This window comes from Streptomyces sp. RKAG290, from assembly GCF_023701695.1.
Classification (GTDB): Bacteria; Actinomycetota; Actinomycetes; order Streptomycetales; family Streptomycetaceae; genus Streptomyces.
In genome coordinates, this window is sequence record NZ_JAJOZC010000001.1 from 3,423,904 (window position 1) to 3,441,189 (window position 17,286).

Genomic DNA, 17,286 nt, shown 5'->3' on the forward strand with positions numbered 1-17,286 from the left:
TGGGATCGAGGAGCTGGGAGGGGAACGGCTCAGACCCGCGCCTCCAGGAGCCCGTCCGGCTCCCGCACGGTCCGCCGCTCGCGCTCCAGCATCCGGCTCAGCGGACCGTCCACCGCCACGAGAGCCGCATACGGGCCACGCTGTACCACCGCGCCCGCCTCCAGGACCATCACCTCGTCGACGGCGTCCAGCCCTTCGAGCCGGTGGGTGATGAGCAGGGTCGTGCGTCCGCGGGTGGCCGCCAGCAGGTCCGCGGTCAGGGCGTCGGCCGTCGGGAGGTCGAGGTGCTCGGCCGGCTCGTCCAGCACGAGCACGGGGAAGTCCGCGAGGAGCGCCCTGGCCAGCGCGAGACGCTGGCGCTGGCCGCCGGAGAGCCGGGCGCCGTGTTCGCCGACGAGGGTGTCCAGACCGTCCGGCAGCGCCTCGGCCCAGTCGAGCAGCCGGGCCCGCGCGAGCGCGTCGCGCAGTTCGCCGTCCGTCGCCCCGGTACGGGCCAGCCGCAGGTTCTCCCGGATGGAGCTGTCGAAGATGTGGGCGTCCTGGGCGCACAGACCGACGAACCGGCGAACGGTGTCCCCGTCCAGCTCGGACGCCTCCACACCACCGATCCGGTAGGCACCCTCCCGCGCGTCCAGGAAGCGGAGCAGGACCTGGGCGAGGGTGGTCTTCCCGGACCCTGACGGGCCCACGACCGCGATGCGCCGGCCGGCCTCCAGGGTGAGGTCCACGGAGACCAGGGCGTCACGCCCCGCTCCCGCGTAGCGGGCCGACAGGCCGCGCACCTCCAGCGGGAAGGGCGACGCAGGCGCCGCGGCCTGAGCCGCGGGCTCCCGCACCGGCACCGGGGCGTCCAGCACCTCGTACACCCGCTCCGCGCTCCGCTTGACCCGCTGCCGGTACTGCACGGCGAGCGGCAGCCCGGTCACGGCCTCGAAGGCGGCCAGCGGGGTGAGGACGACGACGGCCAGTTCCACACCGTCCAGCCGCCCGTCGGCCACCGCGGGGAGGGCGACGAGCGCGGCCGCGACGACGGTGAGGCCGGCGATCAGGGCGGTGAGCCCGCCGCCGAGCGCGGTGGCGGTCGCCGCCCTGGCGGCGATCCGGGTCAGCGCCCCGTCGGCCTCCCGGGTCCTCGCCGAGCGTCCCGGCAGCGCTCCCGCGACGGTCAGCTCGGCCGTCCCGCCGAGCAGATCGGTGATCCGGGTCGCCAGGTCGGCACGGGCGGGCGCCAGCCGCCGCTCCGCATGCCGGGCGCAGGCGCCGCTGACGAGCGGCACGCCGACCCCGGCCAGCAACAGCCCGGCGGCGAGCACCACGCCCGCCTCCGGCAGCAGCCAGCCGGTGAACCCGGCGGCAGCCGTCCCCACGACCACCGCGGTGCCGGCCGGCAGCAGCCACCGCAGCCAGTAGTCCTGCAGGGTGTCAACATCGGCGACGAGCCGCGAGAGCAGATCGCCCCGCCGGGTCCGGCGCAGCCCGGCGGGCGCGACGCGCTCCAGGCCCCGGTAGACGGCGACGCGCAGCTCGGCGAGCATCCTGAGCACCGCATCGTGCGAGACGAGTCGTTCGGCGTAGCGGAAGACCGCCCGCCCGATACCGAAGGCACGCGTCGCCGTCACCGCGACCATCAGGTACAGCACCGGCGGCTGCTCGGAGGCGCGGGAGATCAGCCAGCCGGAGACGGCCATGAGGCCGACCGCCGAGCCCAGCGCGAGGCTGCCCAGGAGCAGCGCGAGCGCCAGCCGGCCACGCTGCGCCCCCGCGGCCACCCTGACCCGCCCGAGCACGTGCCCGGTCCGGGCCACGGTGTCGCGCAGCACCTCGGGCTCCCGCCCCGCCTCGTTGCCCGTGAGGTCATCCGGTCCACCAGCCTGCCGCGGCACCCCGGCGGCCACCGCACCCGCGGTCGTCGCCGACTCCATCACCGCGCCCGGCTCCAGCGTCACCACCCGGTCGGCGACCGAGAGAAGCGCCGGGCGGTGCACCACCAGCAGCACGGTCCGGCCGGCCGCCAGCCTCCGTACCGCCCCGACGATGCCCGCCTCGGTCTCGCCGTCCAGGCTCGCGGTCGGCTCGTCGAGGAGCAGCACCGGCCGGTCGGCGAGGAACACACGGGCGAGCGCGAGCCGCTGCCGCTGTCCGGCGGAGAGCCCCGCCCCGTCCTCGCCGAGGAGGGTGCGGGCACCGTCCGGCAGCTCCGTCACGAAGTCGTGGGCCCCTGCGTCGCGCAGCGCGGCCGTCACCGCGCTGTCGTCGGCCTCCGGCCGGGCCAGCCGGACGTTCTCCGCGATCGTGCCCGCGAAGAGATGCGGGCGCTGCGGCACCCAGGCGATCCGCTCGCGCCAGCGCTCAGGGGAGAGCGCCGCCAGGTCCTCACCGCCGACCTGTACCCGCCCCTCGTCGGGTTCGGCGAATCCCAGCACCACGTTCAGCAGGGTGGACTTGCCGACACCGCTCGGCCCGACCAGCGCGACGGTCTCCCCCTCGTCCACCACCAGGGAGGCCGCTGCGAGTGAGGGCTCGGTGCGCCCTTCGTGCCGGACGGTCACGCCCTCCAGTTCCAGGCGCATCGACTTCGGGACGTCCTTCGTACCGCCCGTGCGCGGCTCGGTCTCCAGGACCGAGAAGATCTCCTCAGCGGCCGAGAGCCCCTCTGCGGCGGCGTGGTACTGCGCCCCTACCTGCCGCAGCGGCAGGTAGGCCTCGGGCGCGAGGATCAGCACCACAAGGCCGGTGTAGAGGTCGAGTTCACCGTGCACGAGCCGCATGCCGATGGTGACGGCTACGAGGGCCACCGAGAGCGTCGCCAGGAGCTCCAGCGCGAAGGACGACAGGAAGGCGATCCGCAGCGTGCGCAGGGTGGCCAGCCGGTACTGCGAGGTGATGCTGCGGATGGACTCGGCCTGCGCCTTGGCACGGCCGAAGACCTTAAGCGTCGGCAGCCCGGCGACCACGTCGAGGAAATGGCCGGACAGCCGGGAGAGCAGCCGCCACTGGCGGTCCATCCGCGACTGGGTCGCCCAGCCGATGAGAATCATGAAGAGCGGGATGAGCGGCAGGGTGACGACGATGATCGCCGCCGAGATCCAGTCCTCCGTGACCACCCTGGCGAGCACCGCCACCGGCACCACCACCGCGAGTCCGAGCTGCGGAAGGTAGCGCGAGAAGTAGTCGTCGAGCGCGTCGATCCCCCGCGTCGCGAGCGCCACCAGCGAGCCGGTGCGCTGCCCGCTCAGCCATTCCGGCCCCAGCGCCGCCGCCCGGTCGAGCAGCCGTCCGCGCAGTTCGGACTTGACTGCCGCACCGGCCCGGTAGGCGGCCAGCTCGGTGAGCCAGGAGACCAGGGCCCGGCCCAGTGCGACCGCGGCGAGGAGGAGGAGCGGGGTGCACAGGCCGGAGCCGGTGAGGCCGTCCTCGAAGCCGCCCACCACCACTTCGGCGACGAGCATGGCCTGGGCGATGACCAGCGCCGCCCCGGCCAGTCCGAGTGCCACCACAGCCACCAGGAAGAGGCGGGTGGCACGGGCGTGGCGGAGCAGGCGCGGGTCGATCGGTTTCACGTGAAACACCCCATGGAGCTCGGCTCGGTCATGGCACTCGTTGCCTTCAGTGCGCGTCGGCGATGTGGTGCGTGCCGATCCGCTTGCGGAACACCCAGTAGGTCCAGCCCTGGTACAGCAGCACGACGGGAGTGGCGATCCCCGCGCACCAGGTCATGATCTTCAGCGTGTACGGGGTGGACGAGGCATTGGTGACCGTGAGGCTCCATGCGTCGTTCAGCGAGGACGGCATGACGTTCGGGAAGAGCGTCAGGAACAACATGGCGACCACGGCCGTGATGGTCACGCCGGAGAGGGCGAAGGACCAGCCCTCGCGCCCCGCGGCGATGGCTCCGATGGCGCCGACCAGGGCCACCACGGCGATGATCATCGCGATCAGGCTCCAGCCGTCACCGTTGTCGGCCTGGGTCCAGATCAGGAAACCCAGACCCAGCACCGCGGTGGCCACCCCCAGCTTCAGCGCCAGGCTGCGCGCCCGGACGCGGATGTCCCCGACCGTCTTGAGCCCCGCGAACACCGCCCCGTGGAAGGTGAAGAGGAAGAGCGTGACCAGCCCGCCGAGGATCGCGTACGGATTGAGCAGGTCCCAGAAGTTGCCCACGTACTCCATGTCCGCGTCGATCTTCACGCCGCGCACGATGTTCCCGAAGGCCACGCCCCAGAGCAGGGCCGGAATCAGCGAGGTCCAGAAGATCGCGTGCTCCCAGTTGGCCTGCCACTTCTCCTCCGGCCGCTTGGCCCGGTACTCGAAGGCGACACCGCGCACGATCAGGCAGAGCAGGATGATCAGCAGCGGCAGGTAGAAGCCCGAGAACAGGGTCGCGTACCACTCGGGGAACGCGGCGAAGGTCGCTCCGCCGGCGCTGAGCAGCCAGACCTCGTTGCCGTCCCAGACGGGCCCGATCGTATTGATCAGGACCCGCCGTTCCTTGCGGTCCCGGGCCAGCAGCTTGGTGAGGACCCCGATCCCGAAGTCGAATCCCTCCAGGAAGAAGTAGCCGGTCCAGAGGACGGCGATGAGCACGAACCAGACGTCGTGGAGTTCCATCTCTCGGCTCCTGTGCTCTCAGTAGGAGAAGGCCATCGGGCGGTCGGCGTCGTCGTGGTCGCCGCCGATCCTGGTGGGCGGGTTGAGGTCGGCGTCGGTGAGCTCCGGCGGACCGGCCTTGATGTACTTCACGAGCAGCTTGACCTCGACCACGGCGAGCGCCGCGTAGAGCAGCGTGAAGAGGATCATCGAGGTGAGCACCTCGCCCTGAGAGACGCCGGGGGAGACCGCGTTGCGGGTCTGCAGCACGCCGTAGACGACCCAGGGCTGACGCCCCGTCTCGGTGAAGATCCAGCCCCAGGAGTTGGCGATCAGCGGGAAGAGCAGGGTCCACAGGGCGACGATCCAGTAGCACCTGGCGAGCTTCGGGCTCAGCGCCTTGTTCTTGAACAGGACCAGGTGCGGCACTTCGTCCTCACCGGTCCGCATGCCCGGCGGCAGCATGAACTTCTTCCTGGTCAGCCAGAGGCCGAGGATCCCGAGGGCGAACGACGCCATGCCGAAGCCGATCATCCACCGGAAGCTCCAGAAGGCGACCGGGATGTTGGGCCGGTAGTCGCCGGGCCCGTACTTGTCCTGCTCGGCCTTGTTGATGTCGTTGATGCCGGGGACGTACGAGTCGAAGTTGTCGTCGGCCAGGAAGGACAGTATTCCGGGGATCGAGATCTCGACGGAGTTGTGCCCCTTGCTGACGTCTCCGTACGCGAAGATCGAGAAGGGTGCGGAGTTCTGCCCGTCCCACAGCGCCTCGGCCGCCGCCATCTTCATCGGCTGCTGCTTAAACATCACCTTGCCGAGCTGGTCACCGCTGATGGCCGTGAGCAGACCGGCGATCACCACGGTGATCAGGCCCAGCCGCAGCGAGGTCCGCATGACCGGGATGTGCTTCTTGCGGGCCAGGTGGAAGGCGGCGATACCGACCATGAACGCCCCGCCCACCAGGAACGCCGCCGTGATGGTGTGGAAGAACTGGGTGAGGGCGGTGTTCTGGGTGAGCACGCGCCAGAAGTCGGTGAGCTCGGCGCGCCCGCGTTCCTTGTTGATGCGGTAGCCGACCGGGTGCTGCATCCAGGAGTTGGCCGCCAGGATGAAGTAGGCGGAGAGGACGGTGCCGATCGAGACCATCCAGATGCAGGCGAGGTGGATCCGCTTCGGCAGCTTGTCCCAGCCGAAGATCCACAGGCCGATGAAGGTGGACTCGAAGAAGAACGCGATCAGCGCCTCGAACGCGAGCGGGGCGCCGAAGATGTCGCCGACGAACCGCGAGTAGTCCGACCAGTTCATCCCGAACTGGAACTCCTGGACGATGCCGGTGACGACACCCATGGCGATGTTGATCAGGAAGAGCTTTCCCCAGAACTTGGTGGCCCTGAGGTACTTCTCCTTGTTCGTCCGCACCCAGGCGGTCTGCAGGCCCGCGGTGAGCGCGGCGAGAGAGATCGTCAGGGGAACGAAGAGGAAGTGGTAGACGGTGGTCGTTCCGAACTGCCATCGCGCCAGGGTCTCCGGCGCCAGAGCTAGCTCCACGTCGTCTTCTCCTTTACGTCGCCGCCGTTTGCACCGGCAGTTTGTCCTTAAAATCCGACTGATCACGGGAGGAAGCGGGACACGCTTGTGAACGCGTTCACATTCACAAGCAATTATGGCGCACCCCCTTTTCGAACTCTCGGCCGGGGTACCCCTCCGAGGGCGTACCGGCCATTCCCCCCGAAGCAGACACCGCTCCGACCAGGTGCGGGGCATGCGAAAGGCCCCGCACCTCGCGAACGAGGTACGGGGCCGGCCTCCGTACGGATGCGTGCCGTCAGGGCCTGTCCGGCCCTGTCCGCCGGACAGGGCCGGGGGCTCCCGACGCGTCCGGTGAGCTGCGCTACAGCTCCTTGCGGTACGACTCCGTCACCTTCAGGAACAGGTCGTTCGCCTCGTCCTCCCCGATGGTGACCCGCACGCCCTCACCCGCGAACGGCCGGACCACCACTCCGGCCTTCTCGCAGACCGCGGCGAAATCTGCGGTGCGGTCACCCAGCCGAAGCCAGACGAAGTTCGCCTGGGACTCCGGCACGGTCCACCCCTGCCGCGCCAGCGTCTCCTGCACCCGCTGCCGCTCGCACACCAAGGAGCCCACCCGGCCCAGGAGTTCGTCCTCGGCGCGCAGCGACGCCACCGCCGCGTCCTGGGCGAGCTGGCTGACACCGAAGGGCACCGCGGTCTTGCGCAGAGCGGCCGCCACCGGCTCATGGGCCACGGCGAAGCCGACCCGCAGCCCGGCCAGACCGTAGGCCTTGGAGAATGTCCGCAGCACCGCCACATTGGGCCGGTCCCGGTAGATCTCGATACCGTCCGGCACCTCGACGTCGCGGATGAACTCCTTGTACGCCTCGTCCAGCACCACGAGCACATCGCCCGGCACCCGGTCCAGGAACCGCTCCAGCTCCGCCCTGCGCACCACGGTGCCGGTCGGGTTGTTCGGATTGCAGACGAAGATCATCCGGGTCCGGTCGGTGATCGCGTCCGCCATCGCGTCGAGGTCGTGCACCTCACCGTCGGTCAGCGGCACCTTCACCGAGGTCGCACCGCTGACCTGCGTGATGATCGGATACGCCTCGAAGGAGCGCCAGGCGTAGATGACCTCGTCGCCCGGCCCGGAGGTGGCCTGCAGCAGCTGCTGCGCCACACCCACCGAACCGGTGCCGGTGGCCAGGTGCGAGACCGGCACACCGAAACGGTCGGACAGCTCGTTCATCAGGCCGGTGCAGGCCATGTCCGGGTAGCGGTTGAAATTCGCCGCCGCGGCCATCGTGGACTCCATCACGCCCGGCAGCGGCGGATACGGATTCTCGTTGGAGGACAGCTTGAAGGCGGTCGGTCCGTCCGCCGCGGCCGGCTTGCCCGGCACATAGGCGGGGACACCGTCCAGCTCGGCGCGCAGCTTGGGGCTCGTCTCGCTCACCGCAGGTCCTCCTCGACCGTCTGTACACATCAATACTGCTCACCTTATGAGGATTGGGCGCGGCTGCGAACGGCGGTGCCGAGGATTCGTCCGGTGGGCCCCGGAATGAGGGGGAGCGCTCCCCTCCCTGGCGCGCGCCGGTGGCTCACTCCGTGGCGCGCGTCCCTCGAAGAGGTGAGTTGAGACCTCTTCGAGACATCGCCCCTTCGGCAGGCCCATCAGGCCCGACACCCGACACATGATGGCCTTGTCCGACAACGCCCTTGATTTACAAGGCGATTGACCTCTGATGATCATGCAGAAACGTGCCTGTCAACGAGTGAATATGCGACCGGACCAACTGTCCCTGCGAGCCCTACTATCGGCTCGCCATGACAGCAGCAGGGAAGCACCAGGTGAGCCGGACGGAGACCCCCCGGCGCGGCGGCAGGCGGGGACGAGCAGGAATCCGGGATGTGGCCGCCGCCGCCGGGGTCTCCATCACGACCGTCTCCGACGCGCTCAACGGCAAGGGCAGGCTCCCGGACGCCACCCGTCGCCATGTCCGCGAGGTCGCTGAGCGCCTGGGCTACCGCCCTTCCGCCGCGGCCCGAACGCTCCGTACCGGCAAGTCCGGCCTGATCGGCCTGACCGTGACGACGTACGGGGATGAACCCTTCACCTTCACCGAATTCGCGTACTTCGCCGAAATGGCCAGAGCGGCCACCTCCGCCGCGCTGGCCCGCGGCTACGCCCTTGTCATCCTCCCCGCCACCTCACGCCACGACGTCTGGTCGAACGTCGCCCTCGACGGCACCGTCGTCATCGACCCCTCCGACCAGGACCCGGTCGTCACCGAACTCGTGCGCCAGGGCTTACCCGTCGTCTCCGACGGCCGGCCGGCCGGGACCCTCCCGGTCACCGCATGGGTCGACAACGACCACCGGGCCGCCGTGCTCGACCTCCTCGACCACCTCGCCGCCGCCGGGGCCCGCCGCATCGGGCTGCTCACCGGCACCACCACCGACACGTACACCCGGCTGTCCACCACCGCGTACCTGCACTGGTGCGAGCGGGTCGGCCAGGACCCGGTGTACGAGTCCTACCCCGCCCACGACCCGTGCGCGGGTGCGGTGGCCGCCGACCGCCTGCTCGCCCGCCCGGACCGCCCTGACGCCGTCTACGGGCTCTTCGACCCCAACGGCACCGACCTGCTGGCGGCCGCCCGCCGGTACGGCCTGCGCGTCCCGGAGGACCTGCTGCTGGTCTGCTGCAGCGAGTCCACCGTGTACGCGACGACCGAGCCGCCCATCACCACACTCTCGCTGAAACCGCGCAGAATCGGCACGGCAGTCGTACAACTGCTCATCGACGCCATCGAAGGAGTCGACCAGGACGGCCCGGTGGAGCAGGTGATACCGACAGAACTCATCGTCCGGACCTCCTCGCAGCGCCGTCCGCCTCGCACGACAGTCAGCGCGCCGCGCTCCCCGGCAGGGGATTGATCGGACCAATTGGGACCAATCGACCGATGAACCCGGCGTGCGTTCGGATTCACCACCCCTGGTGCGTCACAGAGGGCGATTCGCATTCCTATGATGGGCGCACGACACCGCGGATGGCCCCGACCAGCAGGGCCCGTCAGGTGTACGGCGGCGCGACGGTGGTGGAGGGGTCGATGACACAGGGGGCCGGTCAGGAACCCGCGGTGCGGACGGCGACGTTGCGCGACTTCCGCGTACCGCCCTATGCGCAGTCCCCGGCGCCGCCTGCGGCCCCGCACCCGGGGAACGCCTTCCCTGGGGGTGAGCCGCCGGAGGGGTACACCCCCACCGCGCGCGATCTCCCGGTGATCAGCCGCGACGCCACCGTCCAGGTGCAGGCCGTTCCCGAACCGCGGCCCGCCCAGGACCCCGGTCTCGGGCCGCTGTACGTCGTCGGCGACGTCCACGGCTATCTGGACGAGCTCCACGCCGCCCTCGCCGAACAGGGGCTGATCGACGGCGAGGGCAACTGGTCCGCGGGCAACGCGCGGCTCTGGTTCCTCGGCGACTTCACCGACCGGGGGCCCGACGGCATCGGCGTCATCGACCTCGTGATGCGGCTGTCCGCCGAGGCCGCGGCCGCCGGCGGCTACTGCAAGGCCCTGATGGGCAACCACGAACTGCTGCTCCTGGGCGCCAAGCGGTTCGGCGACACCCCCGTGAACTCCGGCGCGGGCACGGCCACCTTCCAGGCGGCCTGGCTCCTCAACGGCGGCCAGAAGGCCGACATGGAGCGGCTCCAGGACGTCCATCTGCAGTGGATGTCCCGGCTCGACGCCGTCGTCGAGGAGGACGGGCATCTGCTGATGCACTCGGACACGACGGCCTACCTCGACTACGGCACCAGCATCGAGGACGTCAACGACACGGTGCACGCCATTCTCACGCGGAACGACGCCGATGAGTGCTGGGACCTGTTCCGCAAGCTCACCAAGCGGTTCGCCTTCCGCGACGAGTCGGGCCCGCAGGCCGTCCAGGAGCTGATGGCGGCCTACGGCGGCCGACGCGTCGTCCATGGTCACAGCCCCATTCCGTATCTGCTCGGCGAGGTCGGCTCCGAGGACGGCGAGGACAGTGCCGGCCCGGTGGTGGACGGCCCGCACGTGTACGCGAACGGGCTCGCCATCGCCATGGACGGCGGAGTGACCATGGCCGGAAAGCTACTGGTCGTCCAACTCCCGCTGCATGACTGACGTCCCTCGGGGAAGACGCATCCACGACCAGACCGTGCCAAGCACTGGGCCTATTTCCGGAAACCCCCTGTCACCCCGTGCCGTGGGCGCTCTACCATCGGCGTACCAGTAGCAGGCTCTCCTCCGTTTCCGCCCCACTGCCCGGTTCGACGGGCACACAGGCCCTACGGAGCATCGGGGGATGCACATGAACAGCGCTCCGCACCTGCTGACCGAGGACCGGCCCGAGTACGAGCGGATCCTCGACGACGCGCTGCGTCACGCCCATGAACGACCGGATCTGGCCGCAGTCGGGGAACGGCTCAACCCGGTGCAGCTACGCACCATGGCGATGGCCGCCACCGCCCTGATCACCGCCACGGCAGCCACCGAGTACGAGCACTACGTGAAGGCCCGCGAGGACCTGCGCGCCCCGGCCGTCGGCCCCGATCAGGACGCGGCCGCGGGAACCGGCGCGGACGACCCCAGCCAGTCGGGCGCCGGCATAGGAGCCGTCGTCACCGTCCTGGCACCCGTGCTGGCAGGCGCCGCCGCGTTGATCTTCCTGCTGGTCGGCTATGTCCTGAAGATGCTCAGCCCGCCGCCGTCGTTCGCGGGGCCCATGGTCACCGCGGGCTGGTTCTTCGCGGCGGTCACCGCGGCGGCCATCCTCATCGCCGCCATAGGTCTCCTCCTCGCCGCCCTGCGCAACGGCTCGACGTCGCTGGCCGCCGAGGACTTCGGCGAGGAACTGCCGGAGGACGTGGCACGCGCCAGGGAGGCCTGGCGGCACGCGCTGCTGGAACGGGGCATCCTGCCGTTCCTGCGGGACGCGCTCGCCGACCCGGGCGCCGGTCCCGCCGCACGCACCCCGTACCGCTCGGCCAACCGCATCCCGAAGATCGGCTACAGCAGGCCGGACTTCTCCAGCCCGGACGACGGCCCGGCGGCCGCGCCGCGGCCGACCTTCACCAGCCCGGACTTCACCAGCCCCGACTTCGGCGGCCCGGAACACGAACTGGACTGACCGGGCCGCGCCCCGGCGAACCCGTCCCGGCACCCTCCGGGAGCGCGGCCCGTCGTACCGGCGTGTGCGGCCCTGCCTGCGCGCCGAAGCAACGCACCCGTGCGAAGCGAATGCCAGGAGCCGGAAGGCGGAACGGCCCCGAAAGGCGGCCTCCCCGCGCAGGCGGCGACCGGACGCCCTCAGCGGCCACCGGCAGCCAGATCCCGGGTCCACGCGAAGTGAGCACCATGCCGGGTCCGCGCTCCCGGCGCGGCGAAGCCGGCCGGAAGCGCGGGACGGGCGTCAGTCCGCCAGTGGCAGGTAAACCCGGTTGCCGCTCGCCGCGAACTCCCTGGACTTCTCCGCCATGCCCGCCTCGATCTCCGACTGCGAGCCTCCGTGCTCACGCCGGATGTCGTGGGAGATCTTCATCGAGCAGAACTTCGGGCCGCACATCGAGCAGAAGTGCGCCGTCTTCGCCGGCTCGGCCGGCAGCGTCTCGTCGTGGAACTCCCGCGCCGTGTCCGGATCGAGCGCCAGGTTGAACTGGTCCTCCCAGCGGAACTCGAACCGGGCGTCCGAGAGCGCGTCGTCCCAGTCCTGCGCCCCCGGGTGCCCCTTGGCCAGGTCGGCGGCGTGGGCCGCGATCTTGTAGGTGATGACCCCGGTCTTCACGTCGTCCCGGTTGGGCAGACCGAGGTGCTCCTTGGGCGTCACGTAGCAGAGCATCGCCGTCCCCCACCAGGCGATCATCGCCGCGCCGATGCCCGAGGTGATGTGGTCGTACGCCGGAGCGACGTCGGTGGTCAGCGGGCCGAGGGTGTAGAACGGCGCCTCCTCGCAGATCTCCTGCTGGAGGTCGATGTTCTCCTTGATCTTGTGCATCGGGACGTGCCCCGGGCCCTCGATCATCGTCTGGACCCCGAACCCCTTGGCGATCGTGTTCAGCTCGCCGAGCGTGCGCAGTTCGGCGAACTGCGCCTCGTCGTTGGCGTCCGCGATCGAGCCCGGGCGCAGGCCGTCGCCCAGGGAGTACGTCACGTCGTACGAGGCGAGGATCTCGCAGAGCTCCTCGAAGTTCTCGTACAGGAACGACTCCTTGTGATGTGCGAGGCACCACGCCGCCATGATCGAGCCGCCGCGGGAGACGATGCCGGTCTTGCGACGGGCCGTCAGCGGAACGTACGGCAGGCGCACGCCGGCGTGGACGGTCATGTAGTCGACGCCCTGCTCGGCCTGCTCGATGACGGTGTCCCGGTAGACGTCCCAAGTCAGCTCCTCCGCCCTGCCGTCGACCTTTTCGAGGGCCTGGTAAAGGGGCACGGTGCCGATCGGGACCGGGGAGTTGCGCAGCACCCACTCACGGGTGGCATGGATGTTGCGGCCGGTGGAGAGGTCCATGACGGTGTCGGCGCCCCACTTGGTCGCCCAGGTCATCTTGTCCACCTCCTCCTCGATGGAGGAGGTGACCGCGGAGTTGCCGATGTTGGCGTTCACCTTCACCAGGAACCGCTTGCCGATGATCATCGGCTCGATCTCCGGGTGGTTGACGTTGACCGGCATGACGGCCCGGCCGGCAGCGATCTCCTCGCGCACCACCTCGGGCTCGACGTTCTCCCGGATCGCGACGTACTCCATCTCCGGGGTGATCTCGCCCCGGCGTGCGTACGCGAGTTGCGTCACCGGGCGTCCGTCCCGGCTTCGCCGCGGCTGGCGCGGGCGGCCGGGGAAGACCGCGTCCAGATTGCGCAGCCCGCCGCGCGGCGAGGTGTGCTTGAGCCCGTCGTCCTCGGGGCGGGCGGGGCGGCCCGCGTACTCCTCGGTGTCGCCCCGGGCGATGATCCAGTTCTCCCGCAGAGGCGCGAGTCCACGGCGGACGTCGGTCTCGGTGGCGGGATCGGTGTACGGCCCCGACGTGTCGTACAGCGTCACGTCCTTGCCGTTGGTGAGGTGCACCTGACGGACCGGCACCCGGAGGTCCGGGCGCGAGCCCTGGACGTATCCCTTGTGCCAGCCGATGGACTTCCTGGCCTCGTCGCTCTGGTTCGAGGCAGGCGTGCGTGCGTCCGATGTGGTCATGAGACCTACTCCCTACGCCGGCATTACCCGGTAACAGGTTCGGCGGTCGGCGCAGCTTGTCCCGTACGGATGTACGGAGATCAGCGCCCTCTCAGCCCGGTGCTCCGAGCTCCCGCGTGTGCAAAGGTGCCACCACGCTAGCGCCCTTGCCGGTCGGCTGAACAGAGGGCCCCTGACTTCTTGCGATGATCGGCCGGTGACGTCCCTTCATCCCGCTCGCGAACCGCAGGGCCTGCAGCACGGCCACTCGCACAACCATGGCCCTGCCGCGCCCGTCTCCTCCCACCTGCGCAAGGTGATCGGCGCCGTACTGATCCCGTTCGCGGCGGCGGTCGCCGTCGGGCTCGTGGTGCTCTGGCCCGGTGGTGCGCCGGCGCACGAGCGCACCGGTGTCGGTTTCGACCGGCAGACCCAGCAAGGCAGCGTGCTGCACGTCGAGAAGGTCGACTGCAAGGACGTGAACGCGTCCCAGCTGCCCACCAGTGGCGAGACAACGCCGTCGGCAGGCGGCCCGGCCACCGGTGACGGCGGATCGGCCCTCTGCGAGAAGGCCACGGTCGAGGTCGCGAGCGGTCGGGACAAGGGCCGCAGGTTCATCGAGGTGGTCCAGCCGGACGCGCCCCGGCAGCTGCGGGAGGGGCAGGGCGTCGTCGTCGCGTACGCCCCCGACGCACCCCATGACCTCCAGTACTCCGTGACGGATGTGAACCGGAAGTTCCCGATGGTGCTGCTGGCAGGCATCTTCGCCCTGGCAGTGGTCGCCGTGGGACGGCTGCGCGGGGTCATGGCACTGGTGGCGCTCGCGCTGTCGTTCGCCGTGCTGACGCTGTTCATCCTCCCGGCCGTGCTGCAGGGCTCGAATCCCCTGCTCGTGGCGGTCGTCGGGGCGGGCGCCATCATGCTGATCGCCCTCTACATCTGCCACGGGCTGACCGCCCGCACCTCCGTCGCCGTCATCGGCACCCTGATCTCACTGCTGTTGATCGGGCTGCTCGGCTCGCTCTTCATCGGCTGGGCGAGCCTGAGCGGAAACACGGACGACAACACCGGCCTCATCCATGGCCTGTATCCGCACATCGACTTGAGCGGCCTGCTCCTGGCCGGCGTCATCATCGGGTCCCTGGGCGTGCTCGACGATGTGACGGTGACCCAGACGTCGGCGGTCTGGGAGCTGCACCAGGCGGACCCGACGATGAGTGCGAAGAATCTCTACCGGGCGGGCATCAGGATCGGGCGCGACCACATCGCCTCGGTCGTCAACACCCTGGTGCTCGCGTATGCGGGCGCGGCGCTGCCACTGCTGCTGCTGTTCTCGATCGCGCAGAGCAGTGTGGGAGCGGTGGCCAACAGCGAACTGGTGGCGGAGGAGATCGTGCGTACGCTGGTCGGCTCGATCGGACTGGTCGCCTCGGTGCCGGTGACCACCGCGCTCGCCGCGCTGGTCGTCTCCGCGGACCGCACGGGGCTCGGCGCGGAAGCCGGAGCTTCGGCACCCGTACGGAGCGGCAGAGGACGCCGCCGACGGACGAAGTCCTGAAACGGTTGCACACGGAGAGTGATTCACCCGTTCAGCAGGTGTGCTGTTCGACCGGCAACCGGGGCCTGGGCGGCGCCTCTTCAGCCGGCGTTCTGCTCCTCGGCCAGAATCCGCCCCAGCGCCTCTTCCAGATTGCCCTCGAAGTCACCCAGCGTGCACTCCTGGCCGAGCGGCACGAGTTTGTCCGTCCGGTCGAGAAAGGCCACAAGTGGTGCCGTACCGGCCCTGAAGAGCGCGCGGTCCTCCCCCACCTGGAGCCGGATGTGGACGTCACACAGCCCCTCGGGCTCGGTCGGCCCGATGTGCACATCGCCGTCGCCACTGGGGCTGTTGAGACCGTCGAGCAGCAGCTCACGGCCGAAAGCCCAGGTGACGGGGGCGTCACCGGGCAGGTGGAAGGTCATCCGGATCGCGTACGGATCGCACACTTCGTACCGGAGCTCCACCGGGATACGGAAAGAGAGCTCCTCGGAGACGAGGAAGCTCATCATGACCTCAGCTTGAACCGACTCGCGCATCGTTCAACCCCGCAGTAGATGAATCTGGCCAGGAATGATCCCCCATGGCCCTATTGACGCCATCGTGGTGCACGCGATAGCAGATCACAAGGAGTGATTTTTCAGATACTGATAGAGAACACGAAGGAGCGCAAGAGGCTGGCGACTTCACTGCGTAGTCGTTCGACTGCGGGGAGCAATCGTTCTTCTTGTTCGAGAGGTACAGAAATGGCCATCGCCGCGGCCGTGAAGCCGGCCGCGATCGGGATGGCCGCACAGATCGTTCCGAGGGCGTACTCCTGCCGCTCGATGACGGGCTGCATTCGGTCCAGTGACCGCAGCCGTTCCAGGAGCGCCGGACGGTCGCGCACGGAGTAGCGGGTCAGCGGGCGGACGGGATACCGGTCCAAGTGGTCCTCGCGGGCCTTCTCGTCGAGCTGGCTCAGCAGGCACAGGCCGATCGCGTGGGCGTGCCCGGTCTCCCGGAACGCGGCCCACTCGTCCACCGCGGGCACTGCCGGGGTGTCGGCGACCGCGACGAGTTCGATCTCGCCGTCGCGATAGACGGCGCAGTACACCGGGGCCCCGATGATGTCCCGCCAGCGGCCCAGGGACTGGGTCATCCTGCTGCGGCGATTCTGCAGGGCACCGTCGTCCACGAGTCGTTCGGCGGCGGCACCGAAGAGGAAGACGCCGTTCTCCCTGCGCAGATATCCCTCGTGGGTCAGGGTGCGCAGCAGGTGGTAAGCGGTGGGGAGGGGGAGTCCCGCCTCCCGGGCGAGCTGTTTGGCCGGCGCCCCGTCCCGATGGGTGCCCACCGCCTCCAACAGCCTCAGCGCCCGCTGCACCGATCCGATCAGCGTCGGTACAGCGGTACTCGATGCCGTGGTCAACGGTCACCCCCACGCATGGTGACGGGCGGTCAGCCCGCCTGTGGAGGCCACCTCCACAGATCTGCCGCAGGCCTGGGTCCGGAGGCCGGATGCCGTGCGAACCACTGGTCAGGTGGTGACTGACGGTGTTTTCCCAGGCTGCGGCAGCGGATTTCACTGTATCGGCAGCGTCCGAACGGGGTGTTGTTTCGTCTTCCACTTAGCTCAGCTGGGCTAACCGCCCGGCCGGCCGTGCGGTTACCAGTCGCTGCGCGAGGAGGAGGACGACATGAACTTCCGGACGACGAAGACGAGCCCGCCGACCAGGATGACGAAGACCAGGGCCTTGAAGAGCAGGCCGATCACGAAGCCGACCACGCTGGCGATCAGTCCGCCGAACACGACGATCGCGATGACGGGCACCGCGATCCACTTCACCCACCAGGGCATTCCCGCGAATATCTCCCGCACGGCCATCGTCCTTACCTCGTCTCTGTGAGTTCCTGCTCCGATGCTAGAGGCGCAGGGGTGGCGAGCGGGGGCTCCGGAGCCCTTGAACTCCCCTGATCGATCCCCTAGGGATCCCCGAGACGGCGGCCCGGTCCGGGTCAGGGAGGAGGCCGGTGCCCGGCCGGTTCGGCCCACGCCCGGTTCGGTCCTCGGACGGTTCGGTCCTCGGACGGTTCGGCTCCCCGACGGTCCGGCTCCGGGCGGCTCAGCCCTCGGGCGGCGAGAAGACCACCATCACCCGCAGGTCCTCGGTGATGTGGTGGAACTTGTGGGCCGTGCCGGCAGGTACGTACACGACGCTCCCTCTGCCCGCCTGGGTGGTTTCCATGCCCACAGTGATCGACGCGCGGCCGCTGACGACGAGGTAGACCTCGTCCTGGTTGTGCGGCTGTTGCGGGTCGAGGTCACCGGCGTCCAGCGCGTACAGACCGACAGACATGTTCCGTTCACGCACGAACTGCAGATACGCGCCGTCGTTGGCGGCCCGCTCCGCCTCCAGTTCGTCCAGTCTGAATGCCTTCATGGCCCGTCC

The 17,286-nt window shown here is 69.7% G+C and carries 13 protein-coding genes and 1 riboswitch; of the genes, 4 read left to right on the top strand and 9 right to left on the bottom strand.

Annotation, left to right across the window (positions count from 1 at the left end; translation table 11 throughout):
- Positions 1-29: 29 nt before the first annotated feature.
- The 4 genes from cydD to hisC form a co-directional block, all read right to left on the bottom strand.
- Positions 30-3,560 carry a thiol reductant ABC exporter subunit CydD gene (gene cydD / locus LNW71_RS14875; RefSeq protein WP_250968663.1) on the bottom strand — a complete coding sequence of 1,177 codons (3,531 nt, stop codon included), beginning with the start codon at positions 3,558-3,560 and terminating at the stop codon, positions 30-32.
- Positions 3,561-3,606: 46 nt separating this feature from the next.
- A complete protein-coding gene (gene cydB / locus LNW71_RS14880) occupies positions 3,607-4,608 on the bottom strand; it encodes a cytochrome d ubiquinol oxidase subunit II (RefSeq protein WP_250968664.1) in 1,002 nt (333 codons plus the stop codon).
- A gap of 18 nt (positions 4,609-4,626) precedes the next feature.
- Complete coding sequence (locus LNW71_RS14885) at positions 4,627-6,135, bottom strand: cytochrome ubiquinol oxidase subunit I (protein ID WP_250968665.1); 1,509 nt, start codon at positions 6,133-6,135, stop codon at positions 4,627-4,629.
- A 343-nt stretch (positions 6,136-6,478) separates the two neighbouring features.
- Positions 6,479-7,558, bottom strand: a complete 1,080-nt coding sequence (gene hisC, locus LNW71_RS14890) for a histidinol-phosphate transaminase (RefSeq protein ID WP_250968666.1) — start codon at positions 7,556-7,558, stop codon at positions 6,479-6,481.
- Positions 7,559-7,929: 371 nt separating this feature from the next.
- Between hisC and LNW71_RS14895 the strand changes: the two genes are divergently transcribed.
- The 3 genes from LNW71_RS14895 to LNW71_RS14905 all read left to right on the top strand — a co-directional run bounded on the left by LNW71_RS14895 (position 7,930) and on the right by LNW71_RS14905 (position 11,280).
- Positions 7,930-9,042: a LacI family DNA-binding transcriptional regulator gene (locus LNW71_RS14895; protein WP_078617615.1), complete on the top strand. Its 1,113-nt coding sequence runs from the start codon at positions 7,930-7,932 to the stop codon at positions 9,040-9,042.
- A 173-nt stretch (positions 9,043-9,215) separates the two neighbouring features.
- Positions 9,216-10,274 (top strand): metallophosphoesterase, encoded by a 1,059-nt coding sequence (locus LNW71_RS14900; RefSeq protein ID WP_285802681.1) that lies wholly within the window; start codon positions 9,216-9,218, stop codon positions 10,272-10,274.
- A 181-nt stretch (positions 10,275-10,455) separates the two neighbouring features.
- Positions 10,456-11,280 (top strand): hypothetical protein, encoded by an 825-nt coding sequence (locus LNW71_RS14905; RefSeq protein WP_250968667.1) that lies wholly within the window; start codon positions 10,456-10,458, stop codon positions 11,278-11,280.
- A 282-nt stretch (positions 11,281-11,562) separates the two neighbouring features.
- Here LNW71_RS14905 and thiC read toward each other — a convergent pair whose 3' ends face one another.
- The gene (thiC, locus tag LNW71_RS14910) at positions 11,563-13,338 is read right to left on the bottom strand and encodes a phosphomethylpyrimidine synthase ThiC (RefSeq protein WP_250968668.1); all 1,776 of its coding nucleotides are present in this window, start codon (positions 13,336-13,338) and stop codon (positions 11,563-11,565) included.
- Positions 13,331-13,464: riboswitch (TPP riboswitch) on the bottom strand. (Overlaps the previous gene by 8 nt.)
- A 70-nt stretch (positions 13,465-13,534) precedes the next feature.
- Between thiC and LNW71_RS14915 the strand changes: the two genes are divergently transcribed.
- Positions 13,535-14,875: a YibE/F family protein gene (locus LNW71_RS14915; protein ID WP_250968669.1), complete on the top strand. Its 1,341-nt coding sequence runs from the start codon at positions 13,535-13,537 to the stop codon at positions 14,873-14,875.
- A gap of 80 nt (positions 14,876-14,955) precedes the next feature.
- Here the strand turns inward: LNW71_RS14915 and LNW71_RS14920 are convergent, their stop codons facing one another.
- From LNW71_RS14920 to LNW71_RS14935, 4 genes are all read right to left on the bottom strand, one after another.
- Positions 14,956-15,393 (bottom strand): SsgA family sporulation/cell division regulator, encoded by a 438-nt coding sequence (locus LNW71_RS14920; protein ID WP_250968670.1) that lies wholly within the window; start codon positions 15,391-15,393, stop codon positions 14,956-14,958.
- 101 nt (positions 15,394-15,494) lie between these two features.
- The gene (locus tag LNW71_RS14925) at positions 15,495-16,265 is read right to left on the bottom strand and encodes an IclR family transcriptional regulator (RefSeq protein WP_285802126.1); all 771 of its coding nucleotides are present in this window, start codon (positions 16,263-16,265) and stop codon (positions 15,495-15,497) included.
- 237 nt (positions 16,266-16,502) lie between these two features.
- Complete coding sequence (locus LNW71_RS14930) at positions 16,503-16,715, bottom strand: DUF5326 family protein (protein WP_250968671.1); 213 nt, start codon at positions 16,713-16,715, stop codon at positions 16,503-16,505.
- A gap of 244 nt (positions 16,716-16,959) precedes the next feature.
- Positions 16,960-17,277, bottom strand: coding sequence for a cupin domain-containing protein (locus tag LNW71_RS14935; protein ID WP_250968672.1), 318 nt, complete (start codon positions 17,275-17,277; stop codon positions 16,960-16,962).
- Positions 17,278-17,286: the final 9 nt, after the last annotated feature.

What these genes read in the sequence shown, in the direction of transcription:
- cydB (WP_250968664.1), bottom strand. Translation starts at nt 4,608, where the DNA reads ATGGAACTCCACGACGTCTGGTTCGTGCTCATCGCCGTCCTCTGGACC.
- LNW71_RS14895 (WP_078617615.1), top strand. Translation starts at nt 7,930, where the DNA reads ATGACAGCAGCAGGGAAGCACCAGGTGAGCCGGACGGAGACCCCCCGG.
- LNW71_RS14900 (WP_285802681.1), top strand. Translation starts at nt 9,216, where the DNA reads ATGACACAGGGGGCCGGTCAGGAACCCGCGGTGCGGACGGCGACGTTG.
- LNW71_RS14905 (WP_250968667.1), top strand. Translation starts at nt 10,456, where the DNA reads ATGCACATGAACAGCGCTCCGCACCTGCTGACCGAGGACCGGCCCGAG.
- thiC (WP_250968668.1), bottom strand. Translation starts at nt 13,338, where the DNA reads ATGACCACATCGGACGCACGCACGCCTGCCTCGAACCAGAGCGACGAG.
- LNW71_RS14920 (WP_250968670.1), bottom strand. Translation starts at nt 15,393, where the DNA reads ATGCGCGAGTCGGTTCAAGCTGAGGTCATGATGAGCTTCCTCGTCTCC.
- LNW71_RS14935 (WP_250968672.1), bottom strand. Translation starts at nt 17,277, where the DNA reads ATGAAGGCATTCAGACTGGACGAACTGGAGGCGGAGCGGGCCGCCAAC.